The 14,201-nt window shown below is 29.0% G+C and carries 15 protein-coding genes and 1 other annotated feature; of the genes, 1 reads left to right on the top strand and 14 read right to left on the bottom strand.

The genetic code is table 11. From position 1 onward, the window contains the following. The 5 genes from RWQ73_RS06610 to RWQ73_RS06590 form a co-directional block, all read right to left on the bottom strand. Positions 1 to 1,459: ABC transporter ATP-binding protein (locus tag RWQ73_RS06610; protein WP_314407499.1), on the bottom strand; the 1,459-nt coding region annotated here is incomplete at its 3' end. A 354-nt stretch (positions 1,460 to 1,813) separates the two neighbouring features. Next, entirely contained in the window at positions 1,814 to 2,800 is a 987-nt protein-coding gene (locus RWQ73_RS06605) for a sensor histidine kinase (protein ID WP_314407498.1), read from the bottom strand. After that, positions 2,800 to 3,468, bottom strand: coding sequence for a response regulator transcription factor (locus tag RWQ73_RS06600; protein WP_314407497.1), 669 nt, complete (start codon positions 3,466 to 3,468; stop codon positions 2,800 to 2,802). The genes RWQ73_RS06605 and RWQ73_RS06600 overlap by 1 nt, the downstream gene beginning before the upstream one ends. Before the next feature lie 333 nt (positions 3,469 to 3,801). Next, on the bottom strand, positions 3,802 to 5,079 hold the full coding sequence (locus tag RWQ73_RS06595; protein ID WP_314407496.1) for an O-acetylhomoserine aminocarboxypropyltransferase/cysteine synthase family protein: 1,278 nt from the start codon (positions 5,077 to 5,079) through the stop codon (positions 3,802 to 3,804). 75 nt (positions 5,080 to 5,154) lie between these two features. After that, positions 5,155 to 5,392, bottom strand: a binding site (T-box leader). A 412-nt stretch (positions 5,393 to 5,804) separates the two neighbouring features. Further along, positions 5,805 to 6,059, bottom strand: a complete 255-nt coding sequence (locus RWQ73_RS06590; RefSeq protein ID WP_314407494.1) for a PbsX family transcriptional regulator — start codon at positions 6,057 to 6,059, stop codon at positions 5,805 to 5,807. Positions 6,060 to 6,215: 156 nt separating this feature from the next. Here RWQ73_RS06590 and RWQ73_RS06585 point away from each other — a divergent pair, with 156 nt between their 5' ends. After that, the gene (locus tag RWQ73_RS06585) at positions 6,216 to 6,497 is read left to right on the top strand and encodes a GNAT family N-acetyltransferase (protein ID WP_314087060.1); all 282 of its coding nucleotides are present in this window, start codon (positions 6,216 to 6,218) and stop codon (positions 6,495 to 6,497) included. A gap of 142 nt (positions 6,498 to 6,639) precedes the next feature. Here RWQ73_RS06585 and RWQ73_RS06580 read toward each other — a convergent pair whose 3' ends face one another. The 9 genes from RWQ73_RS06580 to rpmH all read right to left on the bottom strand — a co-directional run bounded on the left by RWQ73_RS06580 (position 6,640) and on the right by rpmH (position 13,504). After that, positions 6,640 to 7,272 (bottom strand): DUF421 domain-containing protein, encoded by a 633-nt coding sequence (locus tag RWQ73_RS06580; protein ID WP_314407493.1) that lies wholly within the window; start codon positions 7,270 to 7,272, stop codon positions 6,640 to 6,642. After that, positions 7,272 to 7,724: a DUF3290 family protein gene (locus tag RWQ73_RS06575; RefSeq protein ID WP_314407492.1), complete on the bottom strand. Its 453-nt coding sequence runs from the start codon at positions 7,722 to 7,724 to the stop codon at positions 7,272 to 7,274. Before RWQ73_RS06575 ends, RWQ73_RS06580 begins: the two co-directional genes overlap by 1 nt. A gap of 576 nt (positions 7,725 to 8,300) precedes the next feature. Next, the gene (locus tag RWQ73_RS06570) at positions 8,301 to 8,783 is read right to left on the bottom strand and encodes a hypothetical protein (protein WP_314407491.1); all 483 of its coding nucleotides are present in this window, start codon (positions 8,781 to 8,783) and stop codon (positions 8,301 to 8,303) included. Between the two features lie 182 nt (positions 8,784 to 8,965). Then, positions 8,966 to 9,730 carry an exodeoxyribonuclease III gene (locus RWQ73_RS06565; RefSeq protein WP_314407490.1) on the bottom strand — a complete coding sequence of 255 codons (765 nt, stop codon included), beginning with the start codon at positions 9,728 to 9,730 and terminating at the stop codon, positions 8,966 to 8,968. Positions 9,731 to 9,830: 100 nt separating this feature from the next. Then, positions 9,831 to 11,213 (bottom strand): tRNA uridine-5-carboxymethylaminomethyl(34) synthesis GTPase MnmE, encoded by a 1,383-nt coding sequence (gene mnmE, locus RWQ73_RS06560; RefSeq protein WP_399541115.1) that lies wholly within the window; start codon positions 11,211 to 11,213, stop codon positions 9,831 to 9,833. Between the two features lie 458 nt (positions 11,214 to 11,671). Next, entirely contained in the window at positions 11,672 to 12,046 is a 375-nt protein-coding gene (locus RWQ73_RS06555) for a response regulator (RefSeq protein WP_314407489.1), read from the bottom strand. Between the two features lie 8 nt (positions 12,047 to 12,054). Further along, positions 12,055 to 12,897: an RNA-binding cell elongation regulator Jag/EloR gene (gene jag, locus RWQ73_RS06550; protein WP_314407487.1), complete on the bottom strand. Its 843-nt coding sequence runs from the start codon at positions 12,895 to 12,897 to the stop codon at positions 12,055 to 12,057. A gap of 2 nt (positions 12,898 to 12,899) precedes the next feature. Then, the gene (gene rnpA, locus RWQ73_RS06545) at positions 12,900 to 13,244 is read right to left on the bottom strand and encodes a ribonuclease P protein component (RefSeq protein WP_314407485.1); all 345 of its coding nucleotides are present in this window, start codon (positions 13,242 to 13,244) and stop codon (positions 12,900 to 12,902) included. 125 nt (positions 13,245 to 13,369) lie between these two features. Beyond that, positions 13,370 to 13,504 carry a 50S ribosomal protein L34 gene (rpmH, locus tag RWQ73_RS06540; RefSeq protein ID WP_003144116.1) on the bottom strand — a complete coding sequence of 45 codons (135 nt, stop codon included), beginning with the start codon at positions 13,502 to 13,504 and terminating at the stop codon, positions 13,370 to 13,372. Positions 13,505 to 14,201: the final 697 nt, after the last annotated feature.

Below are 14,201 nucleotides of genomic sequence, written 5' to 3'. Positions count from 1 at the left end.
ACAGCACTACTTTTTTCTCTCTAATAATTCCACGAGCTAGGGCTATTCTTTGTTTTTGACCACCTGATAAATTCTTACCTCCTTCTACAAGTTCTGTATCTAAACCGTCCTCAAGACTTGCTAAAAACTCATCTAATCCTACACTTTCCAACACATCTTTAACTTTTTCATCAGCATAATCATCACCTAGCGTTATGTTAAACCTTAGACTTTCTGTAAAAATATACGGTTCTTGCGGAATATATAGCATCTTATCATACAGGCTATACTTACTAATTCCCTCTAGTTCTTCTCCGTTAAATTTAATTGCACCTTCGTAATTTTCTATTCTTCCGGTCAATAGTTTTAACAATGTAGATTTCCCACTACCACTTTCTCCAACAATAGCATATTTACCATATTTATTAAATGAATACGAAATGTTTTTTAATATACTTTTCTCTTCATATTTATAAGAAACATCTTCTAATTCTATAGTTTCAATTTCTTCATTTAATAATTTTTTGCCAGTATCTTTGTCATTAATTACCTTAGCCTCTTCTTTGAATTTCTCGAATTTCTCAAAGATTGGCACTACGATATTCAACTCTACAGTAATATTCATAATATTTCCTACTGAATTAAAAATCGTTGATGTTAGTGATTCTACCGTCAGAATAGATCCAAAGCCGACAATATTTTTTAGCGCTAGTATTCCCGTTAGTAATACTACACCAACTTGCCCTACTAAGTTACCTAAACCACCTAGAACTCCAGCTAAACCGACACTTTTTCTTAGAGACACAGATTCTTTTAGTACTTCATTAGAAGAACTTGCTACGATTTTTTTCAAAATTCCTAATTTATTGAAAGATAGTAAACTATCGAATCCCTGTAAGTAATTTGTATTTTTACTTATTAATTTTTCTAGCGAACCTGAATATCTCTGAGCTTTATTCTGAATAGATTTTTGCGCAAGAGCTGGTAAAACTAATGTAAGAACACTCATTACTATAGAAAAGACGATAATCGACCAGTGGAATGCAAATAGTCCAACTATAGCTAAAAGCGTCTCTATTATCGCTGTAATACTTTGATAAAAATTACCAAATCCTTTCTCCTCAACAATCATCAAATCATTACTAAGCCATGATATGTAGTCACCGCTATTTTTCTTATTGAAATTAGCATAGTTATTTTTAGAAATTGCATCAATGACATCGCATCGAATATCAGTTATCATTTTCTGCACTACATAGTTTTCATACGGAATTTTTATATAAATAGAAACTAAATATAATAAAAACACGATACCCGCATAGGCTATATTATAGAAAAAGCCATCGGTATTCGACTTAATTAATTCGTTAAATCCATCCCCTATAAAATACGCAGCGACAACCTTACATGCTCCTCCAAAAATAATTAGTAAAAGCAACAAACTATTTTCTAAATATCTTTTCTTTAAATACTGCTTCATCTTTTCCCTCCTTATATTTTACTATTATTCTATCAAATAAAATTAACTTAAACAAGATAGTTTTCAGATAATTCGTTTTATTAGTTAGAAAATAATTTCATTTATATTATAATATATATAGTGGCTTTGTAGATATCTAATATACCACTGCATCTATGCGTTATAGTATTCACTTTTTTAAAAATTTATAACTTTTGAGTCACTCCCCAGCAAGTAAATTTTGTCAGGTTTATAGCTAACTTATATTTGGAATTTATCACTTTATATCTAGTCTCACTTAAAATAAAAAATCCCCTCAAAAGTTAAATTCATAATTTAACTCTCAAGAGGATTCCTTGTTGATTTATTTTTCACCTAATCCCTCAAAGTATCTTCTTTCGGAAATGTTATTTCTACTCTAGTTCCTTCGCCTACTTTTGAAGAAATTTCAATATGATGTCCTAGTTTATCTAAAGTTTTTTTACATAAATACAAACCTAAGCCACTCGATTTTTTTTCATATCTTCCATTAAAACCTGTAAAACCTTTTTCGAAAATTCGAGGTAAATCTTCTTCTTTGATTCCTATCCCTTTATCTTCTATAACAAGTCTATTTTCATAGGTTTCTATAGTAATTTCTCCACCAGTGCTAGAGTACTTCACACTATTACCTAGTATTTGTTCGAAGGCAAAACCTAACCATTTTTTATCACTAATTACCATTGTTTCATGTGAAACATAGTTTAATTTTATTTTTTTGTTAATGAATATAGTCGCATATTTTTTCACACTATCTTTCACAACTTCATCAAGATTAATCTTAGTTATAACGTAATCTGATGACGTGCTATCTAATCTTATATACGTCAGAACCATCTCAACATAACGTTCTATTTTAAACAATTCTTGCTGTAAGTTTTTTTGATCTACTTCTTCATTATCTAATAGAAAATTCATCGCAGCAATCGGCGTTTTTATCTGATGAACCCACATACTATAATAATCAACCATATCTGTGTTTTTTTGTTTATTCTTTTGAGTTTCGTTCTCTAACTCTCTATATAATTTCTCTATAATTTTATGGTAATAATCAATCCTAATATCCAAACTCTTCGGTAAATCTTCACGATCATTAATTATGTTTTTCTCTAGAAATTTTAATTTTTTATAACTCTTTCTGTAATTAATAAAATCCATCGCGTTCCCAATAAGACCCGCTAAAAAACATAGACTTCCTGTATAAATTAGAGCTTCTAGTGGCAAATTATATAAATAAAACATAAAGAAAAATATGGCAATAAAAACTACAAATAAAATATAAGTTTTCGTGTTTTTCTTTAAATAACTTTTTAATATTTCCATTAGACGATATATCCTTTACCTTTTTTAGTTGTAATAAATTCATCTATTCCTATACTTTTTAATTTTGCACGAAGTCGATTTATATTAACAGACAAAGTATTTTCATCGATAAAGTTATCACTTTGCCACAAAGCGGTAATTATTTCTTCTCTTGTTACTATTTTTTCTCTGTTTTCTAATAATACTGTAAGAATTTTACTCTCATTTTTAGTTAATTCTACGTGATTATCTTGGTATTTCACCTCATCACGGCTCATATCAAAAATTACATCCTTATACACTACAAGATTCGAAGAACCACTAAAATTATAAACGCGTCGTAGTAATGCTTCAATTTTTGCCTTTAGGACAACTAACTTAAATGGTTTTTCTATAAAATCATCGGCACCGATATTCATAGCCATAACAATATTCATATCATCATTCGCAGATGAAATAAAAATTATCGGCACTTTCGACAATTTTCTAATCTCCTCACAGAAATAATAACCATCGAAGTAAGGCAGATTGATATCCATTAACACTAAGTCCGGTGATTGCTCTACAAACTCCTTAACTACATTTTGAAAATCTACAACTTCATGCGTAGCATACTGCCACTTTTGCAAATATCCAGCTATAGAATTAGAAATTATCTCATCGTCTTCTACTATCATCACTTTATACATATGTTCACCCCTTAGTTACTATTATTACTAAAATTATATCATAAACAGGCTTCTTATGATATATTCTATAAGAAATATATCCGAGGTTATTTTTTTACAAAAAATAGAGATTATCTAGAAAGTAGTTTCATGAAATTTCCACACTGTTTTATTTCTATTTCGTACTTCTAAATAATCTCTATTCAAAAAGAGAAAATTGTGGATTAAGATATTTTTAAGTATTAGTATTAAAATAAATGGCTGTCAAGGGTGTTAAAAATTCTGTCTTAATCCACAAAATTTGATAAAATATTAATAATTTTAATTAAATGTTTCTTGTGAAACTTTTCTCTATTAAATATTTTCTAATGCTAAACGTAAATCTTCAATTAAATCATCCGCATTTTCTAATCCGATTGATAATCTAATTTGCTCTGGAGTAATTCCAGTGTATAGTAATTCCTCTGGACTTAATTGACCGTGAGTCGTTGTCGCTGGGTGAATAGCTAAACTTTTCGCATCTGCTACATTTGCTAAATTTGAGAAGATTTCTAAACTATCAATAACTTTACGCGCAGCTTCTTCTCCTCCTACTACATCAAATGAGAAGATTGATCCACTACCTTTAGGCAGGTATTTTTTAGCTAGTTCATAGTATTTATTTCCTTCTAATCCTGGGTAGTTTATTGAAGCTACTTTAGGGTGTTTCGCTAGGAAGTCTATAACTTTTTGAGTATTTTCGATGTGGCGTTCAACTCTTAAAGATAATGTTTCTAAACCTTGTAATAATAAGAATGCGTTAAACGGTGATAACGCTGCTCCTGTATCACGTAATAACTGTGTTCTTACATTTGTGATAAATGCCGCAGCTCCTACATCTCTTGTATAACTTAAGTTATGGTAACTTGGATCTTCATCAACTAATTGAGGGAATTTTCCACTACCTTCCCAATCAAACTTACCACTATCTACGATAACTCCACCAATTGATGTACCGTGTCCTCCAATGAATTTAGTCGCAGAGTGAATAATAATATCTACACCATGGCTAAATGCATTGATTAAGTATGGGCTAGCAAATGTGTTGTCAACTACTAATGGAATTTTGTGTTTGTGAGCAATCTCAGCCCATTTTTCTAAGTCAGCAATATTTGCTAATGGGTTTCCTAAAGTTTCTACAAATAGAACTTTAGTTTTATCAGTAATTGCTTGTTCAATTTCTTCAAAATTATCTGGATCAACAAAAGTTGACTCTACACCATAACGAGGTAGCGTAAGTTTTAGTAAGTTATACGTCCCTCCATAAACATTTTTAGAAGATACGATATGATCTCCAGCGTGAGCTAAAGTTAAGAATACATATGTAATTGCCGCCATTCCTGAAGCTACAGCTAACGCACCAACTCCTCCTTCTAATGCATTAATTCTTTCTTCAAAGACTGCTGTAGTTGGGTTAGTAATACGAGTGTAAATATTACTTGCTTTTCTCAATGCAAATGCATCTGCAGCATCTTGAGTATCATCAAAAACAAATGATGTTGTTTGATAAATAGGCACAGCTCTTGCTTTTGTGTCTCCTACTGTTTGTCCTGCGTGTAATTGTAATGTTTCAAAACTAAATTTTCTTGTCATAATATATTTCCTCTTTTCTACGTTTATATAAGTTCTGTGTTTTAGGTAATAAAAAAACACCCCTATTGCGTATGCAATAGAGGCGAGTATCTTAATTCGCGTTACCACTCTAGTTTATACTAACCTTGCGATTAGTACCTTATTCAGTACATTTTTATACTGTGTGCTATATCGTGCAACTCACGTGTTTACCTATTAGATAAACAAAACTCTAAGACCATTTTCAACTAATCTTCACCATGTTACTTCACACCACCCAGCAACTCTCTGTTTTAGCTACGTATTAATCTACTTATCTTTTCAACGTTTATGTTATTAAATTTAAAATCATTGTACACCTGTTTTTTATATTTGTCAACAACTTTTTTCAAAAAATTTAAACGTTTTATTTTTCTTCTATAAGATGTTTAATAAAAAAACTTATAAAAATATCTTAGTTTATTTATTTTTTTATAAATAAAATTTCAATAGAATTATTTATTTTAATTTAAGAAACTCTATTTTTTTCCATGTGAAAATTACAAAGTAGAAAAGAAGTGACAAAAAACAAAGAAAAAGGGTGAAAAATATTAAAAAATAAAAAAATATCAAAATAATAATATAAAGCGAAGAAAAGTAGGAGAAATATAGAATAAAGTGAAATAATAACTATACGAGTAATAAAAAAAGAGAAGATAGTAGAGAAACGTTGTTTTAACAGGATAATAAAATATATTATTCCTACTTTAATACTTTCCTTCATTTCCTTTAATTTCTCCCCAGTCCAGTTCCTTGTGACGGATACCATCATCCTTCCAATTAGAAAACAACTTATGTATAGTATTAGGTTGTTTCACTTCTGGAGTTAACACAATTGATTCTCCTTGTATAGAAATTGAAAACTTCTGATTAACATCAATATTTACACTTGTTGGTATTCTTGTAGCTTTTGAATTCCCCCATTGTGATAATGTTGTGTATTCATTAATAATTTGATTCATAAATATCAACTCCTTTATCATTAGGATATCCTACGTATATACTTTTGTCAAGTATAATATTTTTCACTCTTATTTGTTTACCTTTTTCCTCTTTTTTTATGATATAATAACAGTAATAAAACTCATATTACTATATGATTATTCTAGGAGGTTTATATGGAATTTACTAAAACAAATAATGGTTTCGTTAAATATGATGAACAGGGTAGAGTAATTGCTGAAATTACTTATTCTACTACTAGCAATCCTAATGTAGTTGTTGCTGATCACACTTTTGTCGATTCATCACTTCGTGGTCAAGGTGTAGCAGGTAAGCTATTAGACGCTCTTGTTAAAGATATGCAAGAACAAAACAAAAAAATTATCGCAACTTGCTCTTATGTTGTTAAAAAATTCCAAGAAGATTCTTCTTTCGATTTTATTAACGCTGAAAAATAGTTTTTTAAAAGCAGAAAATTGATTTTTTTCAATTTCCTGCTTTTCTTTTTTATAATATTAACGGATATTATTATTTTTATATTTTGTTTCTATTTTATATTCTAGCGGTGTTCTCGTAATATTGTTTAATAATGTTATTATTTTAGTATTCTACAATATGTAATTTCCCTTTGTCGTATTCTGCTAGGAATATTTTAGAGGTGTCTTCATATCCCATTTCTAATAAAGTTTCTTTTAGCCAGTCTTCTGTTTTATCCATTGATTCTAATGTATTAATTTGAATGTTACCATCTGTAATTATTGGATACTTAGGATTCTCATCGCCTTCTAATACTATGATTAACTGTCCATTTTGCTCTAAAACTGCTCTTTTTACTTTTTTTATACTATAGATTCCCTGATTTCTAAGTTTAAAAGCTAAATCATTCGCGGATAAACCACTCTTTCTTGTAGCTTCAACATCTATTTTCCCATTTTTCACCACAGTAATCGGTTCTCCATCTACCACCTTTTTGAAAAACATATTATTAGTTTTTAACCATTTTTGAATAAGTACTAAAATAACCCATATTAATAATATATTTATATACTGTAAAATTGATATTGCTGGATTATAAATAACACCACCAATAATCCCACCGAGTACATAGTTTTGTACTTGATCACTCGCTGAAGATGGTGCTAAATTACCTTTACCTGATACATTTATAACAAATACTAATGATAATAATCCTAAAGCTAATTTTATTGCTATATCAACGTATGAAAGTTGCATTATTTTTTCACCTCCACTTTTTCTACTACTGGATTTACTAAATCAATTTTTTCTAATAGATAATCATCTTTTTTACCACTACTTATTACTCTATAATATGTATCATCAATTTTCACGAATGAATTTTCTATTGATGCTTCACTATTAATATAGATACGTGTTTTTTCTATATTTAAATGCTTCGCTATTTTTTCAATAAATTGTACCGAACTCCTATATTGATTTGAAGAAATAGCTTTGTCTTGATAATTTCCTATACCTATGGTTACTGCTAATATTGTTCCTAATACAAGTATTATTGATAACTCTCTATATTTTGTATCTTGTTTGTTTTTATAATACTTAATTAAACTAAACAACAATACTAAAAGTAGTAATCCTACTATTACAATTCCTACTATATTATTTTGTTCTATTTTACTTTGTAAGTATTCGTAAGAATAAAATTTCATCGTTTTTTCTCCTTATATATTGTTTCATGTGAAACTAGATTAAATTTTTTAAAACTTTTGTTTCACATGAAACTTTTTCTTTGGTTTACTTTTAATTCCCATGTAATTTTTCTTTATCATCTAAACTATTTCTTATAAGTAATTTTACGTTTCCTCTTTTGGAAAATCCAAATCTACTTAAAAATTTTCTTATTATTTTGTTATCTAAATGAGTTTGAATTCTTAGAAATTTTATGTTTTTCGACTTAGCAAAAAAGCGAATAGCTTGCAGAAATTCACGAATGATGTTTTGATTTTGTAAGTTTTTTCGGTAGAAACGCAGGGAATAGTTAAATAACTATTATTTTCTACCCAAAAGATAGAGTAATTCTCATAATCTTCATCAAAAGTAATTAGCATGACTATTCCAACAATCACACCAGATTTTTTATAGAAAAAGGACCTTTGTTCTATATCTTCTTTTCTTGGCTAGCTATGTTACTATTGATTTATACCTAGTTCTTTAAAATACTTACGTCTGTCGTTAATTATCTTTGAAACACGTTCTAATTCTTTTTTTCTTAATATGTTTTTCTACTATTTTATTCTAATTAAATTTTCTTGATATCTATGTTTTTTATTTCGTAATAAGGTTCTTATTACCTGCAGAGTACTTTCAAGGGCATCTATAGCAGAAAATTCCCAAATCATGGTTGCTTCCATAAGAAGTTCAAAGGCGTTTTTAAAACCTGTAGCTCTTTCAGCTCCTCTAGCATCGCCTATAAATAGTGCATTATTTAAAGATATTTCATCCATTATTATTAATTCTGGTTTATACCCCTCAAATAAATGCAAAACTTCTGCTAAATGTGGATCTATTATGTCTTCTTTTTCCAAGTAATCTATATACTCTCTTTCTGTTTCAAAAATTGGTAACTGTATATCTCTTTCTACTAGATAATTTCGCCCATATGTCTCTCTAACAATATCTATTTTTCCTAATTCATCGAATTTTATATAATCAATAGAATATTGTGAATCACAATCATATACGTCTTCTATATAGAATTTTGGTCCCATAAATTACCTCTTTTCTTAAAATTAATAACGGATACAACTTAATTATTTTAGTTTATTCTAATTAAGTCGCCTCCGCTTATTTTATTATGCTTTTTTTAGATTACAACACACTTTTTAATCAGACTTAAGTCTAGTGTATTAAAAATATACGCTATGGATTTATCCACAACGCATATTATATTTTACAACAAATTGTCTTTTAATACAAGCTCTACAGGACAATGATCACTACCAAATATTTCATTGTGAATAGCAGCACTTTCTAAGTACTCTTCTAAGTCACGACTTACTAAGAAGTAATCAATTCTCCATCCTGCATTGTTTTTACGTGCATTAAAACGATAACTCCACCAAGAGTAAGCACCTGTTAAGTCTGGATTGTAATATCTAAATGTATCGATAAATCCAGCATCTAATAACTTCGTAAATTTTTCTCTTTCTTCTGGTGTGAATCCTGCATTTTTAGTGTTTGATTTCGGATTTTTTAAATCTATTTCCGTATGAGCTACATTTAAATCTCCGCAAACTACGACACCTTTTGTTTTATTTAATTCTAATAAATAGTTTTTAAAATCTTCTTCCCAACTCATACGGTATTCTAATTTCTTAAGCTCGCTACCTGAGTTCGGCGTATACACTGTAATAAAGAAGAATTTATCGTATTCTAGGGTAATTACACGACCTTCTGTATCGTGTTCATCGATTCCTATTCCATATGTTACATTTAATGGCTCGTGTTTAGTATATATAGCTGTTCCTGAGTATCCCTTACGTTCAGCATAGTTAAAATAGCTATAATAGCCATCGAATTGTAAATCTAACTGTCCTGCTTGCATTTTTGTCTCTTGTAAACAGAAAAAATCAGCATCTAATTGTTTAAAATCTTCTTCGAAATTTTTACCAACGATCGCTCTTAGACCATTGACATTAAAACTTATACATTTCATTTTTTTCTCCTTTTTGTTTCATGTGAAACATTTTTTCTAACTAGTGCTGTTTCATGTGAAACATTTTAGTATTTCTTTTGTGTTTTTCTAATTTATTTATTTATTTTCCTAAACAGAATCTACTGAATAATTCATTTATCAGCTCGTCACCAGAATTTTCTCCTATTACTTCTCCTAATAGGTTGAATGTATTCGTATAATCTATTAAGACCATATCTACTTCTAATCCTAATTCAGCAGCTCCGATAGCATCATTTAAGCTTGTTAAAGCACGTTGAATAAGGTTAATTTGACGGGTGTTCGATAAATATGTCGCATCTTTTGGACGAGCAGCTCCACCAAAGAATAAATCCCTGATATTTTTTTCTAGTTCATCTATTCCTTTATATGTTGTCATAGATGTTTTTATAATAGGATGGTTGTACGCTAATTTTTCAACTTCTACAATATCAATTTTCGTCTCTAAATCTAGTTTGTTTAATATTACGATAGTTGTTTTTCCTTCAGTTAATTTTAATAATTCTTTATCATCTTCAGTTAATTCTTCACTACTGTTTAATAAGAATAATACTAAATCAGCTTTTTCTAGTGCTTCTTTACTACGTTTAACCCCAATTTGTTCTACTATGTCGTCTGTTTCACGAATACCAGCTGTATCGATTAATTTAATCGGTACTCCTTTAATATTAACGTATTCTTCAAGAACATCCCGAGTAGTTCCTGCTATATCAGTTACGATAGCTTTATTTTCTTGTAATAGGTTATTTAACAGTGAACTCTTACCAACATTTGGTCTTCCGATAATAGCTGTATTTATTCCTTCTTTAATGATTTTCCCTTGTTTTGATGTTTCTAGTAGACTTTCTAAACTGTTTCTAATGCTTGTTGATTTTTCAAGAATAGTTTTTGTCGTTTCTATTTCTAGGTCATCATATTCAGGATAATCGATATTTACCTCAACAACTGTTAATATATCTAAAATTTCAGCACGTAGACGTTTAATAAGCGTCGATAAACGTCCTTGCATTTGGTTATTTGCTATTTGACTAGCCTCATCTGTTTTACTCTTAATAAAGTCTATTACAGCCTCTGCTTGTGTTAAATCGATACGTCCATTTAAAAAGGCACGTTTAGTAAATTCTCCCGGTTCAGCCATTCTAGCACCATGTTCCAAGCAAAGTGCAAGTACTTTTTGAATCGTTACAATACCACCATGACAGTTAATCTCTATTACATCTTCTGTAGTATAAGTACGTGGTCCTACCATTTTTACAAGCATAATTTCTTCTATTTTTTCATTAGTAGTTGGATCAACTACATTACCATAATTTATAGTGTGACTTTCTAGACTCTCTACAGTTTTTCCTTTTGGTAGTCTTACTATTTTTTCAGCAATACTAAATGCTTCATCACCACTAAGTCTAACAATACCTATAGCTCCTTCTCCAAGAGCAGTCGATATAGCGCAAATTGTTTCACTCATTATTCAAACTCCTTTAAAATTTTATATTAATTAAAAATTCATATCTTATTTATTATACACTATTCCTTTGAATTTTTCTCTATATACGACTAAACTACATTTTGTAATATTTTTTACATGCTGGGTTAGTAGATATTTAAAAGTTCTAAGTTTTTAAAATTTTATATAAATACTCATAGATGCAGTGATTTTTTAAGCTTATCTGCTGTCTAATAAACTTACCGGGAGCTAAAAAATAAGTAGCCTGGATTAATTTCCAAACTACTTATTTTTATGTTATTTTATTGAAAAGCGGCTGACCCGAAAATCCTAAAATTTAACAAAATTCATATGAGAACTTATAGACGCAGTAGTTTTTTATGTCTAACTTCGCTTAGGAAAAGCTTCTTAGATATCTAATAAACTGTGCGAGGCGGACTTTAGAAAATCTTGTTTCTTAAGAAATCACGATTTTTGAGTCACTCCTTTTCATTCATAAGCTCTATTTCTGAAATAGCGAATTCTAAATCATCTAAATCATATTCTTTTGGTAGTACACCGCATGCCCCATTAGCAAATGCTTGTCTTTTATACACTGGCACATGACCGACACTACTGCAGATAAGTACTTTTGCACCAGGAAATTTCGTACAAATCTCCTTTGTTGCTTCTAAACCATCCATGATTGGCATACAAATATCCATTGTAACAAAATATGGTTTTATTCTTCTATACATTCTCACAGCTTGTTCTCCGTTTTCTGCAAAGTAATATTCATATCCTGCACGGCTTACAACTTCTGCACCTCTACTTCTATAATAAGAACTATCATCAACGATTAATACTGACTTCATTAGACCTCCTATTTAGCTGTAATAACTAAATATCTATGCGGCTCTTCTCCGCGTGATTCTGTTTCTACATTTTTAATTCCAGTTAAGGCATTATGGATAATTTTTCTTTCAACACTTGTCATAGGTTCTAATTCTACAGGTTTTCCAATTTTTTTAGATTTTTTAGCTAGGTTTAACGCTAAGTCTTCTAATGTTTTTTTACGATTTTCTCTGTAATCATCACAATCAACTTCTATTCTGAAATAGTGTGAACTGAATTTTTTAGCATAATTATTAACTAAAAATTGTAGACTATTTAAAGTAATTCCTCGTTTACCTATTATTAAACTAGTATTCTCTTCTGTTTTAATATTTAAAGTGAAATGACGATTTCCATCTTCTCTAAAATCAACAGTAGCATCAGGATACCCCATAGCAACAACGATATTTTGTAAATAATTTACGATACGTTCTTTATTTTTTACGATGTAATCTTCTCTTTTTGCTTTTTTTACAGGTTCTTCATGTTCTTCTACTTCTACAACAGATTCTTCCACAGTAGTTGTTGTTTTTTCATTTTTAACTTTTTGTTCTTCTACTTTTTCTACAACAACTTCTTCTTTTTGTACTGCTTTCTCTTCTTTAACTTCTTCTGTTATTTTTGCTAATTCTACAGCTTGTTCTTTACTGTATTCTTCATCTAATGGAATTAATTTTACTTTTGCTTCTTTTTTGAATAAACCGAAAATACCTGCACTTCCACCTTCGATTACTTCAATTTTTACTGCATCTTCTGATAAGGCTAAATCTTTTAATCCTTTTTGTATAGCTTCATCTACAGTAACTCCAACATAATAATACTCTTTTTCCATTTTTAACTCCTCTTTTCTTTCATTAGTTTTGATCTTTTTAAAACATGATCGATGCTACTACCAAATTCTAAAAATGGCATCTCTTTAGCACCAGCTCTAGCAATTACTATTATATCATAGTTTTTGACAAATTCTTTTCTTGTTTTAAAAGTTTCACGTATATATCTTTTTATTTTATTGCGTTCAAAGGCTTTTCCTAATTTTTTACTAACAGAAATTCCTAAACGCATATGGTCTAAATTATTTTTTTGATAATAAATAACAAACTGTCTATTCGCAAAAGATTGTTTTTTTCTTATTATATTATCAAAATCTTGACTTCTTTTTACTCTATATTCTTTTTTCATTTTAAAACCTTTCTCAACACTAATATTTTAACAGTTTATTCAAATTTTTACAACTATCTTTCTTATTTTTTAGGACTCATTAATAAAAAAAGGGTACCACTTTCGTGATACCTTTTTGGCAAAAATTAAGCTGAAAGAACTTTTCTTCCTTTAGCTCTACGTCTTGCTAATACATTTCTTCCGTTTTTAGTGCTCATTCTAGCTCTAAATCCGTGTACTTTTGAATGTTTTCTTTTATTTGGTTGATACGTACGTTTCATTTTGTCCTCCTCGAGTTTTCTTTTCTTTACTTAGATAGATGTAATAACTGAATTAGTTTAACATATCTAAAATAATTAATCAAGCAAAAACCTCTTTTTTTCTAAAAAAAAATATATATTAACTCGAACCCCTTAATTTTCCTCGTTTATCTATCTATTTATAACAAATATTTTTCTTTATATTAAGTTAATGATGTATAAGTTTTTCACATATAAATAGCTGTTAATTTCTTCTGGAAATAAAACAAAATTCATAAGAAAATATTTAAGTATAAATTATATAAAGTTTTCCACAGTTTTTCTTTAATTATTAACATATCATTGTTAATAATTAGTTTTCTAAAAACTTCAACTTTTATTTTCTCACCTGTTATTAACAAAAATTTCAAGTTATTAACAATTTCTCTCTAAAAAGTTATTCACAGGTGTGAATTGTGTGTGAAAAACTTTCAAACTATTAAAAAATATACTTTTCTATCTGTGTAAAATTTAAGGAAAATCATCTTATTTCTTCTTTTTTTACACCTTATTTAACAAATTCACAAGTTATTCTTTGTTTTTTATTAACATGTTGATTTCATTCTGTTAACAACTTGTTAATAACTATCATTTTATTTTACTAATGTTTTATGTTATAATTAATTATATATTTTTTTAAGGAGGTATTTCATTGAGTAATTCTAATTTCTTATGGGAA

Source organism: uncultured Gemella sp. (assembly GCF_963525875.1).
In the GTDB taxonomy this organism is placed as follows: domain Bacteria; phylum Bacillota; class Bacilli; order Staphylococcales; family Gemellaceae; genus Gemella.
Note: the sequence above shows the minus strand (reverse complement) of the source record. Positions and strands in the feature narration are given on the sequence as shown.